The organism is Thalassotalea montiporae (assembly GCF_053485855.1).
In genome coordinates, this window is sequence record NZ_JBQRUO010000002.1 from 256623 (window position 1) to 279964 (window position 23342).

Below are 23342 nucleotides of genomic sequence, written 5' to 3' on the forward strand. Positions count from 1 at the left end.
AAAACTTAGTTTTTTTCTGACAATGGCGCAATTTTTAAGTAAAATTGCTATTTTTATACATAATTGAACGTACTTGCGCGTAGCAAACCCGTTGAATGTGGCTATAATTATAGCCCTTAGCCCTATCTAATTGATAGTAACCTAATAGGTTAATTAGATATTTTAGCTAGTTTATCTGTCGGTAAACGAGAGATCCAACGCTTTGTTTGACTGATTTGTTGAGGTCAGAGACGGGTAAATACAAGTGAAATACAGTTTCACACCAAAAAAGATAATTGCACGCAAGCAATCCAGTAGGAGAATTCATGGAATTTAGTGTAAAAAGTGGTAGCCCAGAAAAACAACGCAGCGCCTGTATTGTTGTTGGCGTTTTTGAACCTCGCCGTTTATCTGCTACTGCTGAACAACTAGACGAAATTAGCGAAGGTTACATTAGTAACTTACTGCGCCGCGGTGACTTAGAAGGTAAGTCAGGCCAAATGCTTTTACTTCATCACGTGCCAAACATTTTAAGTGAGCGTGTGCTACTTGTTGGTTGTGGTAAAGAGCGTGAATTAGACGAGCGTCAATACCGTCAAATCATCAGCAAAACGATTAACACCTTAAATGAAACAGGCTCAATGGAAGCCGTATGTTTCTTATCTGAATTACATGTTAAGGGCCGCGATACCTACTGGAAAGTGCGCCAAGCCGTTGAAGCAACACAAGATTGCCTATACAGCTTTAACAGCTTAAAAACCCGTAAAGAAGAGCCTCGCCGCCCATTGCGTAAAATTGTTTTCAACGTACCAACGCGCCGTGAATTGCCAATTGGTGAACGAGCTATTACCCACGGTTTAGGTGTCGCCGAAGGTATCAATACCTGTAAAAATGTGGCTAACATGCCACCAAATATCTGCAACCCAGCTTACCTTGCTGAACAGGCCAATATCTTAGCGAACGACTACGACAAAGTAACCACCGAAGTTGTGGGTGAGAAGCAAATGGAAGAGCTGGGCATGGGCTCTTACCTTGCCGTTGGTCGTGGTTCAGCGAATGAATCTATGATGAGTATCATCAACTATCAAGGTGGTGATGAAGATCAAGCACCCATTGTACTGGTCGGCAAAGGTTTAACCTTTGATTCTGGTGGTATTTCAATTAAGCCAGGCGAAGCCATGGATGAAATGAAATACGACATGGGCGGTGCAGCTGGTGTACTTGGTGCAATGCATTCACTAGCAGAATTAGACCTACCAATTAACGTCATTGGTGTCTTGGCTGGCTGTGAAAATATGCCTGATGCCAATGCTTATCGCCCAGGTGATATTTTAACGACAATGTCAGGTCAAACGGTTGAAGTGTTAAACACCGATGCTGAAGGCCGCTTAGTGCTTTGTGATGCATTAACTTATGTAGAACGCTTTGAGCCAGAAGCTGTAATTGACGTGGCGACCTTAACTGGCGCTTGTGTCGTAGCTTTAGGCAAGCACGCAACGGGCTTGATGAGTACGCATAACCCATTAGCGCATGAACTACTTAATGCGTCTGATCAAAGTGGTGACCGCGCATGGCGCTTACCGTTATGGGATGACTACCACGAGCAGTTAGAAAGTCCATTTGCCGATTTCACTAACTTAGGTGGTCGTGCGGCAGGTGCCATTACTGCTGGTTGTTTCTTAGCTAAATTTACTAAGAAGTACCATTGGGCGCATTTAGATATTGCCGGTACGGCATGGCGCAGCGGCGGTAAAGACAAAGGCTCAACAGGTCGCCCGGTTAGCATGCTAACCCAGTTTTTACTCAACAAAAGTGGTGCCGAGCAAGGCGAGTAATACGCCAGCTTTAACACAGAATAAAACGTTAGGTTAACTCGCGAATGCAAACCCAAGCAGTTTTTCATTTGATGCCTGATGGCAGCAGCGAACAAGCAAGACTACATTATGCCTGTAGCTTAGCTGCCAACTACTTTCGCCAACAGCAAAAGGTGTATATTTTCACCGAAGATCAGCAGTTGGCCCATCATGTTGACGAACTACTTTGGTCATTCGAGCCTGACAGTTTCGTACCACACAACCTAGTGGGCGAAGGCCCTAAGCAGGGGTCGCCAGTTGAAATCGGCTGGCAACCACCACGCGGCAGACGCGCAGTGCTAATTAATTTAGCGCAAAATATGCCTGTGTTTGCCAACCAATTTTCACATGTAATGGACTTTGTACCAGCACCTGAGCAAGAAAAACAACTTGCTCGTGAGCGCTTTAAGGCTTGCCGCCAGTTAGGCTTTCAAGTCGATACACACGCCGTATCGAATTAGCCTTGGTAACTTAGACATAGTGAGTTAGCTCAAGCAAACTAAGACGGTACAAACGCCAAATATATTACGAACACAATTTACGCAGACAGACTTTAAAGATGGAAAAAACATTTAATCCTTCTGATATCGAACAGCAGCTTTACCAAAGCTGGGAAGAAAAAGGCTACTTTAGCCCAACAGGTGAAGGCGATGGCTACTCAATTGCTATTCCACCACCAAACGTTACTGGCAGCCTGCATATGGGTCATGCCTTCCAACAAACCATTATGGATACCTTGATCCGTTTTCAACGTATGCAAGGCAAAAAGACCTTATGGCAGTCAGGTACTGACCACGCAGGTATCGCGACGCAAATGGTCGTTGAGCGTAAAATTGGCGCAGAAGAAGACAAAACTCGCCACGATTATGGCCGTGATGCCTTTATCGATAAAATCTGGGAATGGAAAGCAGAGTCTGGTGGCAACATCAGCCAGCAAATGCGCCGCCTAGGTAACTCAATCGACTGGCAACGTGAACGCTTCACCATGGATGACGGCCTATCACATGCCGTGCAAGAAGTGTTTGTTCGCTTATATCAAGACGATTTGATTTACCGTGGTAAGCGCCTGGTTAACTGGGATCCTAAACTTCACACCGCAATTTCAGATCTTGAAGTTGAAAACAAAGACAAAAAAGGCCACATGTGGCACCTGCGTTATCCACTAGCGGATGGCGCGAAAACCAGTGAAGGCCAAGATCACTTAGTAGTCGCCACTACTCGCCCAGAAACGATGTTAGGTGACACTGGTGTTGCGGTTAACCCTGAAGATCCGCGTTACAAAGACTTAATTGGCAAATTCGTTGAGTTGCCGTTAGTTGGCCGTCGCATTCCAATTGTTGGCGACGAGCACGCGGATATGGAAAAAGGCACTGGTTGTGTGAAAATCACACCAGCGCACGACTTTAACGATAACGAAGTCGGTAAGCGTTGTGGCCTAGCCATGATCAATATCTTTGATAAAGATGCAGCAGTACTCGCCCAAGCTGAAGTTTACGACACCAACGGTGAGCCTTCTGACGCATTTGATACTGCCCTACCAGCTGAATTTGCTGGCCTTGACCGCTTTGAAGCGCGTAAAGCCATTATTGCTAAGTTCGACGAACTTGGCTTGCTCGACAGCATTAAAGATCACGACTTAGTCGCTCCATACGGTGATCGCTCGGGTGTGATTATCGAACCACTGTTAACTGACCAATGGTATGTACGTGTTGCACCACTAGCAAAACCGGCGATTGAAGCCGTTGAAAACGGTGACATTGAATTTGTTCCTAAGCAATACGAAAACATGTACTTTGCTTGGATGCGCGACATTCAAGACTGGTGTATTTCACGTCAGTTATGGTGGGGTCATCGAATCCCAGCATGGTACGACGACAACGGCAATGTTTACGTCGGTCGTGATGAAGCGGAAGTACGCGCGACAAACGGCTTAGCTGACGACGTTGCACTTCGCCAAGACGATGATGTATTAGATACATGGTTCTCATCTGCCCTGTGGACTTTCTCAACACTAGGTTGGCCTGAGAAAACGCCAGAGCTAGAAGACTTCCACTCTACCGATGTGTTAGTGACGGGTTTTGACATCATTTTCTTCTGGGTTGCCCGTATGATCATGATGACCATGCACTTTGTCAAAGATGACGATGGCAAGCCACAAGTACCATTTAAGCAAGTGTATGTAACAGGTCTAATTCGCGATGACCATGGCGATAAGATGTCGAAGTCGAAAGGTAATGTTATTGACCCTATCGATATGATTGACGGCATTTCATTAGATGAATTGCTGACCAAGCGTACTGGCAATATGATGCAGCCTCAACTAGCGGAAAAGATTGCCAAGCGCACCAAGAAAGAATTCCCAGAAGGCATTGAAGCACACGGTACTGATGCATTGCGCTTTACCTTATCAGCACTTGCTTCAACCGGTCGCGATATCAATTGGGACATGAAGCGTTTAGACGGTTACCGCAACTTCTGTAACAAGTTATGGAACGCTAGTCGCTATGTGTTAATGAATACTGAAGAGCACGACTGCGGCAAGGCAGGAGGTGAGATGGAGTTCTCACTAGCGGATCGCTGGATCACTAGCCAATTCCAACAAACCGTAAAAGCTGTGCACGAAGCGTTTAACACATTCCGTTTCGACTTAGCCTCACAAGCACTTTACGAGTTCACTTGGAACCAATTCTGTGACTGGTATTTAGAACTCACTAAACCAGTACTATTCAAAGGCAGTGAAGCACAGCAACGCGGCACACGTTACACGCTCGTAAACACGCTAGAAGCGCTATTGCGTCTAATGCACCCTATCATGCCATTTATCACTGAAACGGTGTGGCAATCAGTTCAGCCGCTTTCTGCGTTTGAAGCTAAAGGTGACAGCATTATGGTCCAAAGCTTCCCGCAATTTGACGAAAGCGCAGTTGATGAACAAGCGCTGACGGATGTTGAGTGGGTGAAGCAGTTTATCGTTGCCATTCGTAATATTCGTGGTGAAATGGATATTGCACCTAGCAAGCCATTGCCAGTGCTACTGACCAACGTATCAGCAGAAGACCAGCGCCGTTTAGACGACAATGAGCAGTTCTTAAGCTCACTGGCTAAGCTTGAATCTATTCAAGTACTAAGCGATGCCAGCGAAGCCCCAGCTTCTGCGTCAGCCGTGATTGGCGAAATGACCGTGCTTATCCCAATGGCGGGGTTAATTGATAAAGATGCTGAGCTTGCTCGTTTAAGCAAAGGTATTGAAAAGCTGGAAAAAGACGTACAACGCGTGAAAGGTAAATTAAGCAACGAAAACTTCGTTGGCAAAGCGCCTGAAGCCGTTATCGAAAAAGAAAAAGCCAAGCTTGCAGAAGCAGAGTCAACGCTAGCGAAAATGCTAGAACAAAAGGCGCAAATTGAAGCGCTTTAATTAGCTTTCGCATTTGTGGGCTAGCCCACATCTGGTAAGACCTCAAGGCCATCACATGAATGTGATGGCCTTTTCTTTTTTTAGTCATCTGTTTGCAACATAATTTATTTATTTTTTACAAGCTTAATGCTAATTCGTGTGTTAAGCTTAATTCGCGTTGAGTTTTTGCGTTCGGATGAAGGTTTTAATTAGCTATTTGTGTAGTAAGTTAAGTCACCTGACGCGTTTTGTGTTAATGGATATACCTTCCTCTGTCTGTACTTTTGGGTAGAGGGCATTTACTCCGTGAGCGACGGTAACGTCATTATTTAAATTTATTGACTACGGGAAAATTAGGTATGTCAGACACAGTAACTGGTAAAGTAAAATTCTTTAATGAGTCGAAAGGCTTTGGTTTCATCGAGCAAGAAAATGGCCCAGATGTATTCGTACACTTCAGCGCTATCCAAGGTTCAGGTTTCCGTACATTAACTGACGGTCAATCTGTTTCTTTCAGCGTTAAGCAAGGTCAAAAAGGCCCAGAAGCTGAGAACGTAACAGCTCTTTAATCTTTACAAATTCGTAAAGGTTAAATACCAGATTCAAAAAAAGCAGCCATTTGGCTGCTTTTTTTAGCTTCAGAGTTTGGTTGAATTTAAACAATATGCGGTTTAACCAAGTCTTCTAGCACATCAATATGATCGTCGCGATCATTAAGCGCTGGAATATAGTGATAGGTTTCCCCACCAGCTTCCATAAACTCTTCGCGATTTTCAGACTCAAGCTCTTCTAACGTCTCCAAACAGTCAGCACTAAACGCAGGACTAACAATGGCTACATGCTTATCACCATTTTGTGCTAACTCTGCCAACGTTGCATCTGTGTATGGCTTAAGCCATTCTGCTTTGCCAAAGCGCGACTGGAAAGTCATCACGAAGTCATCCTCACTCAGCTCAAGTGCCTCTGCCAATAAGCGTGTGGTTTTCGCACAGAAGCAGTAGTAAGGGTCACCATTATCATGGAACAGCTTAGGCATACCGTGGTAAGACAACACAAGCTTATCTGGCTTACCATGCTGCTCAAAGTGCTCACGAATACTATTAGCAAGCGCTTTGATATACAGCGGATGGTCATGATAAGAGCCAATAAAGTTGACGCTTGGAATCCAGCGCCACTGTTGAATTTCCTTCACTACAGCATCAAAAGCTGAAGCCGTGGTAGGGCCAGCATACTGCGGATATAAAGGCAGCACCACTAAGTTGTTGATACCACGTTGCTGCATTTGTTTGAGCACCAAGCTGACGCTTGGATTGCCATAGCGCATAGCAACATCCACAGTCACATCTTCACCGTAAGTTTGATGTAGACGCTGCTTGACCTTGCCCATTTGGCGTTTACTAATGGCTAACAATGGTGAGCCATCTTTCGTCCAAATGCTTTTGTAAAGTTTGGCAGATTTCGCCGGCCTTACTCGCAAGATAATGCCATGAAGGATGATCATCCATACCAAGCGTGGAATTTCTACCACGCGGGGATCAGACAAAAACTCTTTTAAATAACGGCGCAGAGCGCTTGGCGTGGGCGCGTCAGGTGTACCAAGGTTGACCAATAGTACACCAGTTTTTAAACGCTTATCGTGGATGCTTTTATCGAGCCCGAGGAATCGAGACATACAGCTACCTTATCTCTTTTGTTGTCTGTAAGAGGTCAAGAGCGTGAGCTTACAATACAGCTTGTACTGCTTGAATAAACTCAGCTTCGTCAGGTTTAACGCGACTATTAAAGTGCTTAACCTGCTTGCCATCTTTACTAATTAAATATTTGTAGAAATTCCACTTAGGAGCTGTGGTTTCGTCCGCTAAATGCTTGAATACTGGGTTAGCATCTGAGCCACGCACTGGTGAAGTTTGTAGCATGGTAAAAGTTACCCCGTAATTAACAAAGCATACTTCAGCGGTGTCTTTTTCATCGTCTTCTTCTTGGAAAAAATCATCTGATGGAAAGCCAACGACCACTAAGCCTTGGTCTTTATATTCCTTGTGAAGTGCTTCTAATGCTTTAAATTGCGGTGTAAAACCACAGTTAGAGGCAGTGTTGATAACGAGCACTGGTTTGCCTGCGGTAAGCTCGCATAAATCAACTTGATCTTTAGCATGTAGCTTGCGGAAACTGTGATTCAAAAAAGGTGCGCATTGCGCTGATGACTTGCTGGCACTAGCGTCTACTGAGCCACTGCTTGTTGCATTTGCTGCTGGCGCCATCATAGCGACACCAGCAATAGTAGATAGTAAGGTAAGCGTTAATTTTTTCACGTTATATCCTTATCGAATTATTATGTTAGCTGTTCAACGTTACAGACAGTCTATAACCGTATGAACAACAAGTGATGTATTGTCGTAAGCGCTCATATATTAACTAGATTGAATGTAAGCCAAATTGGATTTACACCAGATTGAATTACTGCCAAATTAGTATTTGGCGCTGCCTGTTGTGTTAGCGGCGATGCATTGGCGACTGCCTTTTAACTAATGTTAAAGATAACAAATACCGCTAACCATAATTAAAGACCTGCGATCAGGCAGGTCTCTTCTCAAACATACTTATTAAAATAAATGCGCGCTAAATTGCATAGTATTTCTTATTCTTTTGGCAATGCCCTACAGATAAAATCTACGAGTAATGCCTACAGGTAATGCCTAAGGCACTAACGTATCAATTTTAACGGTGATAGGCGCTGTTGTATTCACCTTAACGTTATTAACTTCAGCTTTGAAGTCACCCGGTTGAATACCTGCCCCACCAAGCTGAGAGACCACTGCGTAGACATTAACAGTGTCTACCATACTTAAGGTCATTTGTGGACTCATAGCACGAGCGTCATTTAATACCACTTGCGTTGGTAAATCAGACGCCATCAGTTTTACCGCTGCAACTGGCATGCGCCCACCATTGGCGGGTACTGCGTAAACGAATACGACTTTATCTTCACCTTGGTTTAACTGATCAACAAATTTTTCATCTAGTTCAACCGACAAAGTTAACTGAGGTCCAATAGCTGCATCACCTTGACTTGATTCTCCTTGCGTCAGCGACAAGCGGCTCTTCGCTTCATTAATCGCTTCGGTTAGCGCTGCGACATTAACCGTTTGGCGGCCAGCATCAACAACTTTTTGCCAGTAATTTATCGCCTGTTGGTAAGACTGATTCATAAAATTGTGCATACCAAGCAAAATATTCGTTGATGGATCATTGGCATCTAATGCTAAGGCGCGATCAATCAGTGTTTGTACTTCTGGGGTAATGGTTTGATTTGCACCGTAATAAGTCGCTTGTGCTTTCGCACCGAGCAAGTCGGCTTGTTCCCCTTCAATGGCAATCACTTTATCAAATGCTTCAACCGCTAGTTGAAATTGACCACCAGTAACATACAGCTGACCTAAGCCATACCATGCATCAGCATTGTTGGGGTCAGTAGCTACTGCCTGCTGCAATTGTTGCAGTTGCGCGTGCATTTGCTCCTGCTGCGCTTGTTGTGCCTGATCGTTGCTCGCCACCATTCTTGGCTGTGCCAACCTTTCATAAGCACCGTGTTGACTGTACATGGCTAAGCTGAACATCAGTACAAAAACACTTAGACCAATAGGCCAAATCACTGACAACTTTTGCACACTGGCATCGTTAGTCGCTTGGGCTTTTTTATTCTGCTCAATATCCTGCAGCAGACTCTTATCAAGCTCGGCCAATAAGTACTGATGGCTTTCTTCATCAATCTTGCCATCGTTAAAGTCTTTTTCAATTTCCGCTTTATGCTCTTTGTAAAGGGCAACATTGGTGTCTTCTCGATGAGCACCTGTCATGGCGACAGCTTGTTGTTTGCTGCTGCGAATAAAATGCCACCAAATAACGGCTAGTAGCAGAAGAATAAAACCAACTATTAAAACTAATACTTCAAACATGAATTAATCTTTTTCTTTTAGAATTTCGTCAAGTTGTTGTTGTTGTTCAGCTGACAAACTCAGCTCTTTTTTGCTCGCCGCTTTTCGACGAGCAGCGATAACAACAATAACAACACCGATAAACAAGATAACCGCTGGACCAAACCACAGAATGTAGGTCAGCTGATTCACTTTAGGGCGATATAAAACGAACTCACCGTAGCGGTCGACCATATAGCTGGTGATTTCCATGTCCGCTTTGCCTTGGTTGAGCATGTCATACACTTCATTGCGCAAATCAACGGCAATTTGTGAATTTGAATCGGCCAAGTTTTGGTTTTGGCATTTCGGGCAGCGCAATTCTTTAATCAACGACTGATAGCGCTTTTCCATCACGGGATCATCAAACGCTTGGGTTTGGCTTGGCATGGCCAACACACTAGTTGCACCGGCAAACAGTAAAGCGATTAGGCATAATATTCGGGTTAACATCTTATTCTCCTCGCGCTTGCTCTTGGCGAATAGTTTTTACCAGCGGCGCAAACTCTTGTTGCCACACTTTCGCATCAATCGGGCCGGCGAAGCGTTTACGAATAATGCCATGGTGGTCAATCACAAAGGTTTCAGGCGCCGCGTAAACGCCTAAATCTAATCCTAATCGGCCGGCTTCATCAAAGACATTGAGCAGATAAGGGTCGCCTAAATCATCTAACCACTTAAGCGCAGCTTGGCGTTCATCTTTGTAGTTCAAGCCGTATAAGCTCACTTGACCACTTTTCGCTAAATCCAGTAAATAAGGATGTTCATAGCGACATGACGGACACCAGGTTGCCCAAACATTTAACAACACAATATCGCCAGACAAATCGGCTGGCGTAAGCACCCTTTCTGCATTTTTTAAGCCCGGCAAACTAAACGCAGGGACGGGCTTGCCAACAAGCGCCGATGGCAACTCTTGAGGCTTTAGAAATAAACCGCGATAAAGCACTGCACCCAGTGCAATAAAGACAATGAGTGGTAAAAAACGAATAACTTTTCCCATAATACTGACTACTTGGCCTACTGCTTAAACTGTTTGCTGAGTTAATGGTGCACTTTCATCTGCGCGAGATGTTGTGTGCTGTTTACGGCGTTGACGGTAGCGTTTGTCCATCATAGCGACAAAACCACCTAGTCCCATAAATATCGCGCCTAACCAAATCCATCGAACAAATGGTTTAATATGCACGCGAATCGCCCAAGCGCCATCGCCCAGAGGGTCGCCTAGCGCTAAATAGACATCGCGCGTCAAACCTGGGTCAATCGCCGCTTCGGTCATGCCCATCGTTTGTACCAAGTAAGTACGACGCTCAGGTTGCAATAAAGCAACAAAGTCATCACCTTGATAAACTTCTAGCTGACCTTGTTCAGCTGAGTAGTTTGGTCCTTTAACTGGTTTAATACCATTAAAAGCAATGGTGTAACCGTCAATCGTTACTTTTTCACCAGCCACCATTCGCACGTTGGTTTCAGTTTCATAAACAGATACTAAAGTAACACCAACAATGGTTACTGCGATACCAAAGTGAGCAAGTGTCATACCCAGTTGGCTCATAGTGAGCTTGCCCGTTTTTTGCTTCTGATTAATGGCTTCTTTGATCACTACACAAGCCACCCACATCGCCAAACCAATCCCTAGACTGACTAACCAATCAAAACTGCCACCGTAGACAAATGGGAAGGCCAAACCAACCAGCAAACTCAGTACAGTGATTGGGTTAAGTTGTTTGCGCAGCTCACCTTGCTTGGCTTTTTTCCAGCGAATTAATGGGCCAATGCCCATTACGACAAACAGCAAACACATCATAGGCACAAACACCGCGTTAAAGTACGGTGGCCCTACTGATATTTTCCCTAGCCCCATCGCATCGATAAATAAGGGGTATAAGGTACCGAGCATTACCGTTACCGCTGATGTCACCAAAATCACATTAGCGGCGAGTAAAGCGGTTTCACGAGAGTAAAAAGAGAAGCGCGAGAAGCTTTGCACATTGCTGGCACGAAACGCATATAGCGTTAACGAACTACCTACTGCAATGGCAAGTAATAGCAGGATGAAGGCACCACGTGTTGGGTCAGCGGCAAATGAATGCACCGAAGTAATTACGCCAGAGCGAACAATAAAGGTGCCTAATAAGCTTAAACTAAACGCGAAAATAGCTAACAGCACGGTCCAGTTTCTAAATGTACCGCGCTTTTCTGTCACCGCTAACGAGTGAATCAAGGCAGTACCGACCAGCCAAGGCATAAACGAGGCATTTTCAACTGGATCCCAGAACCACCAGCCGCCCCAGCCAAGCTCGTAATAGGCCCACCAGCTGCCTAGCGCAATGCCAAGTGTTAAGAAAATCCAAGCACCTACTGTCCACGGACGAGACCAACGCGCCCAAGCCGCATCCATCTTGCCAGACATCAAAGCGGCAACCGCAAAGGCGAAGGCAACAGAGAAACCGACGTAACCCAAATAAAGCATTGGCGGATGAAGGATAAGGCCAATGTCTTGCAGTAGTGGGTTAAGGTCACGCCCTTCCATCGGAACATTCGGCCATAAACGTTCAAACGGGTTAGACGTTAGTAGTGTAAACGCCATAAAGCCTACCGCAATCATCCCCATTACCGCTAATACGCGTGCGATAAATGCCTGCTCAATGTTTTTGCTGTATACCGCAACCGCCATGGTCCAAGCGGTTAATGAAAATACCCAAAGCAGTAAGGAACCTTCATGGCCGCCCCAAACCGCGCTAATTTTAAAATAGTAAGGCAGTAAACTATTGGAATGACTGGCAATGTAACGCACAGAGAAGTCATCGACTACAAAGCTATAACCGAGAATAAAAATACTGATTGCAGTAAAAGTGAACATACCAAAAGTGAGAGGTTTGGCATAGGCTGCCAATTTTGGCTGGTTAGCGTAGACACCGATTAACGGAACTACTGACAAGCACATGGCAAACGCCATGGCGATGATCAGGGAAAAATGCCCAAGTTCTGGGATCATGTATAACTCCAAGCTCTGTAATAATTTCTCAGCACTGACTTATTAGCATCCACTGCGATGTAAATGCGTTAAATCACGTTAAGCCAATAATACCCACATAATTTATATGCCTATAAACAGCGAATAATGGGCTTTCATGCCGTTGAAAAACCCGGCGATTTTACCATTAAATTTTGCATTATTTCAGCTTTTTCACCGTAACAATTCGCAACTAATCGCATGCTTTTATGATTTAACACAACAAAAGCGAGACTCATCGTATGTCAGACTGTTTTGTCGGCGCCAATTTGTAGTATGATTAACGCTCGTTATCAATTACGGCGAATTGGCCAAAAAAGTTGTACCTCGCCCTAACCTGCTGAAGTTATCTTGTCTGACACACCATCTTTGATCCAAGCCAAGCAATTAACCTGCATTCGTGAAGATCGCGTGCTGTTCGAGCACCTATCTTTCGCCATCCAGCCGGGGGAAATTGTGCAGGTGGCTGGCCCTAACGGCGCCGGAAAAACCAGCTTACTGCGTATTCTCGCTGGTTTGTCTATGCCATTTGAAGGCGATATTTTTTATAAAACTCACTCTATTCATGAGCAACCTGAAGCTTACTGCCAAGATTTGCTTTATTTAGGCCATATGCCGGGTGTTAAAGCTGAGCTAAGCGCGCAAGAGAACTTAGCCTTTAATTTAGCGCTCAATGGTGAAGACCCTGAGCTCGCTGAAGAAACGTTATCAAACGTTAACCTATTGGGCTTTGAAGACTGTTACGCATCGCATTTAAGTGCTGGCCAGCATCGTCGTATCGCATTGGCGAGGTTATGGCAAAACAAAGCCAAAGTCTGGATTTTAGACGAACCATTTACCGCCATTGATAAACAAGGCGTTGCCACACTTGAAGCACTGTTTGTTGCTCATGCAAAAGCAGGTGGCTGTGTGATATTAACCACACACCAAGATTTAGCGATTGACCCTGCCTTAGTTAAAACTATCGAACTCAGTTACAGGTTATTTTGATATGACAAACGCATCGAATCGCCAAGCAACGGCATTGTCATACCGCCAAGCATTTATGTTAACGCTAAAACGCGATCTTATTATTGCCTTTCGTCATAAGGACGAAATGATTAACCCGCTGTTGTTTTTTATCATTGTGATCACTCTTTTCCCGCTGGGTATAGGTCCACAGCCCAATACACTGGCGAAAATAGCACCGGGAATAATTTGGGTATCGGCACTATTGGCAACGCTACTCTCACTCGATCGTTTGTTTAAAGCCGACCACAGCGACGGCTCGCTGGAGCAAATGCTGATCAGCCCACAGCCGCTGTTTATTTTTACCTTGGCAAAAATTTGCGCGCATTGGCTGTTAACAGGCTTACCGCTAATTTTAATCGCGCCACTATTGGCGGTATTACTGCATTTACCCGAGCAAAGTTATTCTGCTTTAATGCTAACCCTATTGTTAGGAACGCCCGTATTAAGTTTTATTGGCGCAATTGGTGCAGCACTAACCGTGGGCATTAAAAAAGGCGGGGTGTTACTGAGTTTGATTGTGCTACCGCTTTATATTCCGGTGCTCATTTTTGCCACCAGTGCCATTGATACTGCGAGCTTAAGCTTACCCTACAATGGACAACTTGCTATAATTGCCGCGCTGTTTTTTGGTTCACTAACGCTTGCACCTTTTGCCGTTGGAGCCGCCTTAAAAGTGAGTACTAACTAAATGTGGAAATGGTTACACCCATACGCTAACCCTGAAGTGTCATACCACTTCACTGAAAAAATTAAACCTTGGTTTGGTTTAGCTAGCATTGTACTGCTCAGTACTGGTCTAGTTTGGGCACTATTGTTTGCGCCGGCAGACTACCAACAAGGTGACAGCTTTCGTATTTTCTACGTGCATGTACCCAGTGCCATCCTCTCAATGAGCTTGTACGTTGCGATGGCCATTGCTGCACTTTCTAGCCTAGTGTGGCAGGTAAAACTGGCCGACGCCTCTGCGGCGGCACTGGCACCTATTGGCGCGGTGTTTACTGCAATCGCATTGTTAACCGGTGCCGCATGGGGTAAGCCTATGTGGGGCACTTGGTGGGTATGGGATGCGCGCCTAACATCAGAACTTATATTATTATTTTTGTACTTGGGCGTTATCGCATTGCACAACGCTTTCGATGACAAGCAAATGGCGGGTAAAGCCGCTGGTATTTTGTCGCTGGTGGGTGTGATTAATATTCCGATCATCAAATATTCGGTTGAATGGTGGAACACGCTACACCAAGGTGCAACGGTGTCTAAACTCGGTATGCCAGCCATGGCACCTGAAATGTACTGGCCATTTTTGCTGTGCTTCTTTGGCTTTGGCTGTTTAGCTGGCTACATTGCCTGTATCCGCTTTCAAACCGAAGTACTGTCACGCAATAAAATGCGCCCTTGGGTACGCACGCTCGTAACAGGTGGTGACAATGCACCTCACCTTGCAACCAACAAGCAAGCAAACGCCGGAGGTAACTAATGCAATTTGACAGTTTTTCTGCCTTCCTCGATATGGGTGGTTATGGCTTTTTTGTTTGGTTAAGCTATGGCGCGTCAATCGTGCTATTTTTGCTGTTAATTGTTAGCAGTATCAAAGCGAGCAAAGCAATTAAAGGGCAAATTGCTAGCCAAATTAAACGTGAACAAAAATTAAAACTTGCCGCCGAGCAACAAGCAGCCCAACAGGCAAAAAGCTAAGCTCCGGTAATAAGTAAGGCAATAATTAAGGTAATAAAGAGGTAACGCATGAATCCTAGAAGGAAAAAACGATTAACCATCGTTGTCGCCGTTTTATCAGGATTAGGTGTCGTCGCAGGGCTAATTCTGTACGCGCTTAGCCAAAATATCGATTTATTTTATAAACCTTCTGAAATCCATTACGGCAAAGAAGACACAGGCTTAAAAGCACAAATCGGTCAGCGACTTCGTGTGGGTGGCTTAGTAGTGCCAGAAACGGTTAATCGTGATCCTGACAGCTTAAAAGTCACATTTAGACTGGCTGATATGAAAATGCCAATTAGCTTTGATGCGAATGACCCGATGATCACCGTTAAGTACGATGGTATCTTGCCTGACTTGTTCCGTGAAGGACAAGGTATCGTGGCTAACGGCGTACTAACCGATGGCTTTATTATTCAGGCCTCTGAAGTTTTAGCAAAGCATGATGAGAACTACATGCCAAAAGAGTTGGCTGACGCAGCGGGCACTATGCACCAAAAGCCTAGCTATAGTGGCAAGCAGTTAGAGAGTTCGAATTAAGTTCAGTCGCGAATCACAGTTCGCTCTGCAATGTAGTCAACAATTCACCCAACTGCTCACCTAATAAAAAAAACCGGCATTTAGCCGGTTTTTACTAGGGCGTGTTGATCTTTCGAGATTAAATTTTGTTCAATCTAAACGCTTTCTGATCGCGGCGCTCGCTTTGTCGCATAGTCGTTCTACGCAAGAAGCTAGCAACAATGAGCAGGAAGCGTTTAGATGAACCCGCAGGGCAGCGTCTGTTTGAATTTTCTACTGTGTTGGCACTTATTTATGGAGAATGACTACACTGCACAAGTGCCGCCTTGTATAAAACCCAAACAGACTGCTGCAAAAACAACCCTGAAAGATCAACACGCCCTAATTGTTCGAACAACAATTACGCTGTTTTGTTCTTCAATTTCGCTAAGTTATTAAACTGCTGCATTGATAATAGGTGCGCGTAAATCGGCGATAGGTAACCGCGCTTCTTCATTTCTAAGAAGTCTTCATCAGGTAGGGCATTAAGCTTTTTCTCATCAATTAGGTGAATACCATTTAACTGACGTTTTTGGCCGTTTACTTCTAGATTCAGTGTTTGCTCAACGATCAACGCTTTCTCTACTAGGAAGTTTACAAAACCTTTCGTGATAAAAGTATTTTCAAAGTACTTCCCTAATGCATTTTTACGCTGCTCTAAATATTGGGTTTCTTCACCAGCCTCATTAAACAACGCTTCACCTTCAGTGCCATTAAGCACTTCATCAGTTTCTGAAATAACCAATTGCATTTGCTCTGGGTTATCTTGTGCAGGCATTAACGCAAACGGGTGGTGCATGATTACCGCTGGTACATAGCTCGCAAGCCATTGTTGGCCATAAAACAAGTTTTCACCTTGTTCAAAACCTAATATTGCCACTGGCGTAAACTCACCTGTTTCAGAGTTTTTCACGAATACAATTGGCATTTCCGCAGCTGTGCTAGCAAATTCGTGAACGATAAGTGGCACAATTTGCTCTTTTTCAACGTGAGCAAAATGACGTGATGGGTTAATTTTTACTTTACCGTGGTCAACAGCGTTGAGCGGCCTAACAGGTGCAGGCATAAAGAATCCTTTAATACGATTAGAATAATTTTGATGACAGCGTTATAGCAAAATGTGAAGCGAATGTAACCCTGAATATTGGGAATTCTTAAAGCAAGGTTATCGCAGTTTATTCTGGGCTATAGCCACGTAAAAAGAAATCTACACTGTCAGATAAATATTCATCAATTTCTGCGTTAGAAAGCTGCTTAGGCGTATTAAATTCAACGCGCCCCCAAGCTTCACCTTTCATCAGTAGTAAGAACTGCACCGCAGCTGTGTGAGGTGCTTTAATACTGATCAACTGACGCGCATTGAGTTCTGCTAACAGTTTTGCGACATCTGCCGTTAAGCGCTCTGGGCCAGCCTGATAGAAGAGTTCCGATAGTTGCGGATACTTTTTTGATTCATAAGCACAAATTTTGTGAACGGCAAGCGCCTCTTTTGACGTAACCATAAGAAAAAATCGCTTTGCGACGGCAAGTAAAGCGGATTTGGGATCTGACAAGTCGATGTGGTTAATGTCTAGCAAACCTGAAGTATCACACTTTTGTTCGATAGCAGCAGCAAACAATTCCTCTTTTGAGCCAAAGTGGCTATAGACTGTTTGTTTAGACACATTTGCATGTTGCGCGATGAGCGCCATACTCGTGGCATGATAGCCCTGCTCAGTGAATAGCTCAGTGGCAGCATTAAGAATTTGCTGCTGCTTAGTTCGATTTCGACTGCGAGGTTTAGTCATCGTGTGTGCCGTTATACTTAAAACTTGTTTGCATTGCCTTTATTTTCGTGGTGTTTATTTGCATAGCGTTAATGTGCAAAGTGAAACATTAATAATACTGTAGCTAAAGTAGACTAGACAGTCCAGTACACTTCATCTAGACTGAATAGACTGGGCAGTCCAGTAAAGACTAATTTATTAGCAAATGCCAGTTAGTGGCAAAATGTATATGGATAAGGATGGTTATGAATAACGCTAATTCAGCTAGCACTTGGTTGAAACTAAACATTTGGCAGAAATTAGCCATTGCAATAACAGTGAGCGTTAGTGTTACCTCTTGCTCAGAGCAGGCTGTTGGCCAGACAGACGATACCCCTTACCTTCACGCCGCAAGCATCGAGCAAATCAACCAACAAACTAGCTATACCATTACCCGCGAGTACATCGGCGAAATTGCCGCCAAGCAACAAACCAGGCTAAGTTTTGAGTTTGGTGGTCGCGTTACTGAAGTGATTAAAGACAGTGGTGATGCGATTAAAGCCGGCGAATTACTTGCCAGTCTAGATGTTGAACTGCTTAATATTCGCGCCTACGAGCTCAAAGCACAAATCGCGCAAGTTGAGGCGCAACTCACCTTGAACCAAGCAAACTTGGCAAGAGTTAAATCCCTAATCAGTAAACAATATGCGTCCGAGCAAAACATAGACGAGCTAGAAGCGCAGTATGGCGTGCTAACGGCAAATAAGGATGCCTTAGTAGCCTCTTACGATGCCTTGAGCTACCAAATCGCAAAAGCCGAGTTACGCGCCCCTTATGATGGCATTGTCAACGAACGTATTGTTTCTCAAGGTGAATTAGTCAGTCCAGGCTCGCCAGCTTTTACCGTATTCAAACAAAGCCAGCAAGAGATCACCATCGGCGTACCCGCCAAAGTAGCTGCCAGTTTAACGCTTGGTGAGCAGTTACCTGTCACTATCGCCCAGCAACAAAATACCGCGACGATTAAAGCCATAGGGCAACAAATCAATCCAACCACTCGAACTGTTAATATCCGTTTAGTGCTGGATCAAGCCCAGCAGAACGTCAGCGGTTTAATTACCCGTGTTGCCATCAAGCAAGAAATTGCTCAAACAGGTTATTGGCTACCACTTACTGCCATTACCGATGGGGTTCGCGGTCAATGGAATATCTACGCAGCGGTTGAGCAAAACAGCCACTTTGTCATCAAACCATATACAGTCAATGTTGTGCATACAACAGATTCGATGGCTTACATCACTGGCCTAGATGAAACTAAGATAGCCATTATCGAGGAAGGCCTTCATCGCTATGTACCCGGCCAAGTGGTTAGAGCTGCTGGAGCTGAGCAATGATCCGTTCATTTGTTCGCAATGGCCGCGTAATGTCGCTGGTTATTGCCTTATTGATTGTTTCAGGCCTTGGTGCACTTTCCACGTTACCGAGAACCGAAGACCCGCATATTGAAAATCGTAATGCCAGTGTGTTGACCCAAATGCCTGGCGCAAGCGCCGAGCGGATTGAGGTGCTAATTACTGAAAAAATCGAACAAAAGCTGAGGAAAATACCTGAAATTGACCTCATTACCTCAACATCTAGGCCAAGCCTTTCAGTTGTTCAAATCAAACTTAAAGATGAAATTGTTAATACCCGCCCAATATGGTCTCGTATTCGCGACTTAATTGCGGAAGTTGAACCTGAATTACCGATAGGCTCGCTCTCGCCAACGTTAGAAGATGATCGAGGCTACGCCTATACCCAGCTCATCGCGTTAAACTGGCAACAACAAGGCGAGCCTGACATTGCCAGCCTAGGCCGCTACGCTAATGATTTACAAAACCGCTTAAGGCTTATCCCTGGCACCGATATCGTCACAATATTCGGACAGGGGGAGGAAGAAATCCTTGTTGAAGTTGATGACAATAAAAGTGCTCAACTTAAACTAAGCTCTGCGCAAATTTCTCAAAGAATACTGATGGCAGATGCCAAAGTCGCAGCAGGTCAACTGGTTAACACTAACAATCAAATGCAAGTAGAGCTAACGGGAGCTCTGGAAACTGTTGAGCGGATACGCAATATTCCCTTAAAAACGAATGAGCACGGCGGCTTAATCACCTTAGGAGATATTGCTGAAGTTGATAAAGCCCTGACTTGGCCAGCTCGTGAAATTACATTAGTAAATAACCAAGCGTCGCTGGTTGTCGCCACACGAATGCTGCCTGACTTACGCATCGATAAGTGGACTAAAGAAGTAGAAGCAGCGCTTGAAGAATATAAACCTAAGCTGCCGTCCTCAATTGAGCTAGAAGTGCTCTTTGATCAAAATACTTACACGGAAACTCGCCTAGGCGAATTGGTCAGCAATATTGCGCTAGGTTTTGTGCTTATTTCCTTAGTACTGTTGGTTACCCTTGGTTGGCGTAGCGCGGCAATCGTCGCAACGTCATTGCCATTAACCGTGTTTTTCACGCTCGCTGTCATGAATATTTATGGCTTGCCGATCCATCAAATGTCGGTAACAGGCTTAGTTGTGGCGTTAGGCATTATGGTTGATAACGCGATTGTAATGACGGATACGATCCAATTTAAACGCCAACAAGGCATGCGACGCCTAGACAGTGTTGCTTACGCCGTTAAACACTTATGGCTACCGTTGTTAGGTTCAACCGTAACCACAATATTAGCCTTTATGCCTGTCGTACTAATGCCTGGGCCTGCTGGCGAATTTGTCGGTGGTATTGCGCTCAGTGTGATCTTTTCACTGATAGGCTCTTATATTATTTCCCACACTATCGTTGCTGGCCTTGCCGGTCGTTTTGTCGCGAAGAAAACGGGCGATAAGCACGTTTGGTACAACTCAGGAATAAAATTAACGCATCTTAGCAAAGCATTTGAAAAAAGTGTCAACCTTGCCCTCAACTATCGCAGGACAGCGGTTATTACCGTGTTTTGCTTACCGCTATTTGGCTTTATTGCAGCGCAACATTTAACAGAGCAATTTTTTCCGCCTTCGGATCGGGATATGTTTCAAATCGAGCTCTTTATGCCCGCACAAAGCAGTATCGATAACACTCGCGCTAAAGCAGAACAAGTCAGCCAATACCTATATCAACTTGACGGTATCGACAAAGTACGCTGGTTTATCGGCAAGAATGCACCGTCGTTTTACTACAACATGATCCCCAATAAAGACGGGCTGCAAAACTATGCCCAAGGCATGATCACCGCTGTTGATTTTAAAGCCGCGAATAGACTGATTCCCATTATTCAGCGAGAGCTTGACGACATGTTCCCGGGCGCTCAAATTTTGCTGCGTAAACTTGAACAAGGGCCACCGTTCAATGCCCCTGTTGAACTGCGTATTTTCGGACCAAACTTAGATACGCTCAAAACCATTGGCGATGAAGTGCGCCGAATTATGATGGCAACAGAAGATGTTGTTCACACCCGCGCGACATTGCAACCAGGCACACCCAAGGTATGGGTGCAAACCGACGAGTATGCGGCAGCATTAACAGGTTTAAACTTGGTCGATATTGCCCAGCAAATGAGCCAATCGTTATCTGGCTTAGTCAATGGCTCAGTTATTGAAGCAACGGAATCTATTCCTGTGCGCGTGCGCATTAGCAATGAGGCGCGTAATGAGTTAGTTGATGTCGCTAATGTTAATTTGCTTGCGGCTAATGGTACGGCTATGGTGCCATTAACAGCCCTGTCTGAACTAACGATTAAGCCTTCACGTGGCGCTATTCCGCATCGTGACGGGATGCGTGTTAATGTCATCGAAGGCTATTTACGCGCAGGTATATTGCCCTCTGTGGTGCTCAACCGCGTTCAAAAAAATATGGCCGATGCCAATTTTAATATTCCAAGCGGCTACCGTATTGAGGTTGGCGGAGAATCTGCTGAGCGCGACACGGCCGTAGGCAAACTACTCGCAAGTATTGGCGTTATCCTTACCTTGCTAGTGACTGTAGTCGTGCTGTCGTTCAACTCATTTAGAATCAGCGCTATTATTTTTCTCACAGCCTTTCAATCGATTGGCTTAGGCTTATTAAGTGTTTACCTATTTAATCACCCATTTGGCTTTACGGTAATTATTGGCTTACTCGGTTTGATGGGCCTCGCCATCAATGCAGCTATTGTTATTATTGCTGAGCTCAAAGCAGATCCACTTGCCGTTCAGGGAGATAAGCAAGCCATTGTTAAAGGTGTGCAAAATTGTACTCGCCATATCACATCAACAACCATTACGACGGTTGGTGGTTTCCTGCCGTTAATATTGGCAGGTGGGGGTTTTTGGCCGCCATTTGCTATCGCGATTGCCGGCGGTACTGTGCTAACGACCTTGTTGTCGTTCTATTTTGTGCCTGCTGCATTTTCATTGTTTAGCTGTAAAACGCCCTTCGAGCTAACCGAGCAAGGTGCTCATAGCAGTATTAATGCGTAGTGTTTATTAGGGCGTGTTAATACAGATTGAAAATAACTAGCGATAAATACAAAAAAGAGCCAGTTCATATGAACTTTGCTCTTGTTTGTATATGTCCCAAATTGGGGGGATTGATATTGCAGTGTTTTGAGATTTACTTTTCCGGGTTAAATCCTTGCTTAATCTTCTCAATGCGCTCTTGATGTTTATGGTGTGCGTTAAGCGCTGCTACAGCAAACGCACCAACAATTGCGACGATGGGAATTAACAATGATAAAACTTCTGGTTGTAATAACTGACTAAACCACTCCATCGGTACTCTCCTAAAATCAGCTGTATATTCGCGTTAGCCTATTCGCTAACTATTCTTCAAAATAGGTGCCCCAGCCGTCATAGTCAACATTACACTGCTGAGCTAATTGCACCATTTTTTGGGTTTCGTCTAAAATTAGTTCACTGTCTAAGTATTGCTCGGTAATTATGTCAAAGGCAAATACTTTTTCACCTGTTTCTAATTCTGCTTCTTCTGGCTCTTCTACTTCTAGTCCCATCTTAAACGCGGCAATGGCTGCTTTTTCCAATAGATTAAAGTCAGCAGACGAGAAATGATGCTCTATGGTGTGATACACCTCATCGTTACTACCGTCTTCGAGTAGTTCATTCACCAAAGACTCTGTGTACTCGGTCCAATGGCTTAGCTCTTCATTTGTCATCTTATTTACCTTTACTCTTTACGTTGTTCGACGGTAACTCTGTGCCCGCTTCTAAGCTTAATGCTTGGATTCTTTCCAGCATAGACGTTCTTACGCGATCAGCCATAGCGCGAATATTTGTTTTATCTTCTTCGGTGAAGTGCACAGGAGGCATAAATTCAATAATCATTTTGCCATTATTCCAACGGTTAAGCTTTACCACACCATGGGTATTACTAGCGCAGATAGGCACGATTGGCGCATCAGCTTGTAATGCGGTGCGAAAAGCGCCTGTTTTAAACGGCAATAAACCGCGTCCGTAGCTACGTGTACCTTCGGGAAATAACCATACAGACAAGCCCTTCTCTTTCATTTTATCGGCGCTTGACGCAATGGTATTGATTGCTTTGCCCGTATTTTTACGGTCGATTAGGATGTTGCCAGTTAGCCAGTACATCTGACCAAAAAACGGGATCCATTTCAGGCTTTTTTTACCAATACTCACAGTATTAGGCTGAACTGCACCGCTTAACGTATAAATGTCGTAAGTATTTTGGTGATTACAGACATAGACAACGGGCTCATGCTTGCTGACATCATAAGGTAGCCTTACTTCGACATCTAAGCCGATAACTTTTGACAACTTGCCAAGGAGTTGTGCCGCATGACAAACATTATTACGGTGAAATGGTCGTAACAAACTAAATATGCAGGCATAAATAGAAATCGCCATTAACGCGATTGCTAAGATGATAATTCGTACTACTGCTAACAAGTGATTGCCCCAATCTGATCTAACAAAATGCAAGGGGCGCAAGTATACATGGATTTAGGTGAATGTTTAATCGGCAGTGCACAATATTGCTAGCCTAACTCATGGGTAAGCGACATCAAACGAGCTAAGAAGGGAGCTCTTGGGGGGAGCAAGAGCTGAAA

At 44.5% G+C, this 23342-nt stretch carries 22 protein-coding genes; 11 read left to right on the plus strand and 11 right to left on the minus strand.

Annotation, left to right across the window (positions count from 1 at the left end; translation table 11 throughout):
* Positions 1 to 305 precede the first annotated feature (305 nt).
* From pepA to ACSLUR_RS07755, 4 genes are all read left to right on the plus strand, one after another.
* Positions 306 to 1814 (plus strand): leucyl aminopeptidase, encoded by a 1509-nt coding sequence (gene pepA / locus ACSLUR_RS07740; protein ID WP_116001505.1) that lies wholly within the window; start codon positions 306 to 308, stop codon positions 1812 to 1814.
* A gap of 44 nt (positions 1815 to 1858) precedes the next feature.
* Positions 1859 to 2293 carry a DNA polymerase III subunit chi gene (locus ACSLUR_RS07745; RefSeq protein WP_448553356.1) on the plus strand — a complete coding sequence of 145 codons (435 nt, stop codon included), beginning with the start codon at positions 1859 to 1861 and terminating at the stop codon, positions 2291 to 2293.
* A gap of 98 nt (positions 2294 to 2391) precedes the next feature.
* Positions 2392 to 5247 carry a valine--tRNA ligase gene (locus ACSLUR_RS07750; protein WP_448553358.1) on the plus strand — a complete coding sequence of 952 codons (2856 nt, stop codon included), beginning with the start codon at positions 2392 to 2394 and terminating at the stop codon, positions 5245 to 5247.
* Positions 5248 to 5585: 338 nt separating this feature from the next.
* Positions 5586 to 5795, plus strand: a complete 210-nt coding sequence (locus ACSLUR_RS07755) for a cold-shock protein (protein ID WP_116001511.1) — start codon at positions 5586 to 5588, stop codon at positions 5793 to 5795.
* A gap of 86 nt (positions 5796 to 5881) precedes the next feature.
* On the opposite strand, the gene hemH is transcribed toward ACSLUR_RS07755, so the two are convergent.
* From hemH to ACSLUR_RS07785, 6 genes are all read right to left on the minus strand, one after another.
* The gene (gene hemH, locus ACSLUR_RS07760; RefSeq protein ID WP_448553361.1) at positions 5882 to 6898 is read right to left on the minus strand and encodes a ferrochelatase; all 1017 of its coding nucleotides are present in this window, start codon (positions 6896 to 6898) and stop codon (positions 5882 to 5884) included.
* 49 nt (positions 6899 to 6947) lie between these two features.
* A complete protein-coding gene (locus ACSLUR_RS07765; protein WP_116018549.1) occupies positions 6948 to 7487 on the minus strand; it encodes a glutathione peroxidase in 540 nt (179 codons plus the stop codon).
* Between the two features lie 435 nt (positions 7488 to 7922).
* Positions 7923 to 9182, minus strand: coding sequence for a c-type cytochrome biogenesis protein CcmI (gene ccmI, locus ACSLUR_RS07770; RefSeq protein WP_448553363.1), 1260 nt, complete (start codon positions 9180 to 9182; stop codon positions 7923 to 7925).
* 3 nt (positions 9183 to 9185) lie between these two features.
* On the minus strand, positions 9186 to 9653 hold the full coding sequence (locus ACSLUR_RS07775) for a cytochrome c-type biogenesis protein (protein WP_448553365.1): 468 nt from the start codon (positions 9651 to 9653) through the stop codon (positions 9186 to 9188).
* A 1-nt stretch (position 9654) separates the two neighbouring features.
* Complete coding sequence (locus ACSLUR_RS07780) at positions 9655 to 10203, minus strand: DsbE family thiol:disulfide interchange protein (protein WP_448553367.1); 549 nt, start codon at positions 10201 to 10203, stop codon at positions 9655 to 9657.
* Positions 10204 to 10227: 24 nt separating this feature from the next.
* On the minus strand, positions 10228 to 12198 hold the full coding sequence (locus ACSLUR_RS07785) for a heme lyase CcmF/NrfE family subunit (RefSeq protein ID WP_448553369.1): 1971 nt from the start codon (positions 12196 to 12198) through the stop codon (positions 10228 to 10230).
* A 369-nt stretch (positions 12199 to 12567) separates the two neighbouring features.
* Here ACSLUR_RS07785 and ccmA point away from each other — a divergent pair, with 369 nt between their 5' ends.
* The 5 genes from ccmA to ccmE are packed head-to-tail and all read left to right on the plus strand — an operon-like array spanning position 12568 to position 15483.
* Positions 12568 to 13206: a cytochrome c biogenesis heme-transporting ATPase CcmA gene (gene ccmA / locus ACSLUR_RS07790; RefSeq protein WP_448553371.1), complete on the plus strand. Its 639-nt coding sequence runs from the start codon at positions 12568 to 12570 to the stop codon at positions 13204 to 13206.
* 1 nt (position 13207) lies between these two features.
* Positions 13208 to 13915 carry a heme exporter protein CcmB gene (gene ccmB / locus ACSLUR_RS07795; RefSeq protein ID WP_448553373.1) on the plus strand — a complete coding sequence of 236 codons (708 nt, stop codon included), beginning with the start codon at positions 13208 to 13210 and terminating at the stop codon, positions 13913 to 13915.
* On the plus strand, positions 13916 to 14704 hold the full coding sequence (locus tag ACSLUR_RS07800) for a heme ABC transporter permease (protein ID WP_448553375.1): 789 nt from the start codon (positions 13916 to 13918) through the stop codon (positions 14702 to 14704).
* Positions 14704 to 14922, plus strand: a complete 219-nt coding sequence (gene ccmD, locus ACSLUR_RS07805) for a heme exporter protein CcmD (protein WP_448553377.1) — start codon at positions 14704 to 14706, stop codon at positions 14920 to 14922. The genes ACSLUR_RS07800 and ccmD overlap by 1 nt, the downstream gene beginning before the upstream one ends.
* Positions 14923 to 14970: 48 nt before the next feature.
* On the plus strand, positions 14971 to 15483 hold the full coding sequence (gene ccmE, locus ACSLUR_RS07810; protein ID WP_116001531.1) for a cytochrome c maturation protein CcmE: 513 nt from the start codon (positions 14971 to 14973) through the stop codon (positions 15481 to 15483).
* A gap of 379 nt (positions 15484 to 15862) precedes the next feature.
* Here ccmE and ACSLUR_RS07815 read toward each other — a convergent pair whose 3' ends face one another.
* The gene (locus ACSLUR_RS07815) at positions 15863 to 16567 is read right to left on the minus strand and encodes a SapC family protein (protein WP_448553379.1); all 705 of its coding nucleotides are present in this window, start codon (positions 16565 to 16567) and stop codon (positions 15863 to 15865) included.
* A 109-nt stretch (positions 16568 to 16676) separates the two neighbouring features.
* The gene (locus ACSLUR_RS07820) at positions 16677 to 17288 is read right to left on the minus strand and encodes a TetR/AcrR family transcriptional regulator (RefSeq protein WP_116001535.1); all 612 of its coding nucleotides are present in this window, start codon (positions 17286 to 17288) and stop codon (positions 16677 to 16679) included.
* 224 nt (positions 17289 to 17512) lie between these two features.
* On the opposite strand from ACSLUR_RS07820, the gene ACSLUR_RS07825 reads away from it, so the two are divergent.
* Complete coding sequence (locus ACSLUR_RS07825) at positions 17513 to 18640, plus strand: efflux RND transporter periplasmic adaptor subunit (RefSeq protein WP_448553381.1); 1128 nt, start codon at positions 17513 to 17515, stop codon at positions 18638 to 18640.
* On the plus strand, positions 18637 to 21735 hold the full coding sequence (locus ACSLUR_RS07830; protein WP_448553383.1) for an efflux RND transporter permease subunit: 3099 nt from the start codon (positions 18637 to 18639) through the stop codon (positions 21733 to 21735). Before ACSLUR_RS07825 ends, ACSLUR_RS07830 begins: the two co-directional genes overlap by 4 nt.
* 133 nt (positions 21736 to 21868) lie before the next feature.
* Here the strand turns inward: ACSLUR_RS07830 and ACSLUR_RS07835 are convergent, their stop codons facing one another.
* From ACSLUR_RS07835 to ACSLUR_RS07845, 3 genes are read right to left on the minus strand one after another with little or no spacing between them, the layout of a single operon-like run.
* Positions 21869 to 22027 carry a hypothetical protein gene (locus ACSLUR_RS07835; protein ID WP_181901565.1) on the minus strand — a complete coding sequence of 53 codons (159 nt, stop codon included), beginning with the start codon at positions 22025 to 22027 and terminating at the stop codon, positions 21869 to 21871.
* 49 nt (positions 22028 to 22076) lie between these two features.
* Entirely contained in the window at positions 22077 to 22427 is a 351-nt protein-coding gene (rraB, locus tag ACSLUR_RS07840; RefSeq protein ID WP_116001541.1) for a ribonuclease E inhibitor RraB, read from the minus strand.
* 1 nt (position 22428) lies between these two features.
* Positions 22429 to 23181, minus strand: coding sequence for a 1-acylglycerol-3-phosphate O-acyltransferase (locus ACSLUR_RS07845; protein WP_116002476.1), 753 nt, complete (start codon positions 23179 to 23181; stop codon positions 22429 to 22431).
* Positions 23182 to 23342: the final 161 nt, after the last annotated feature.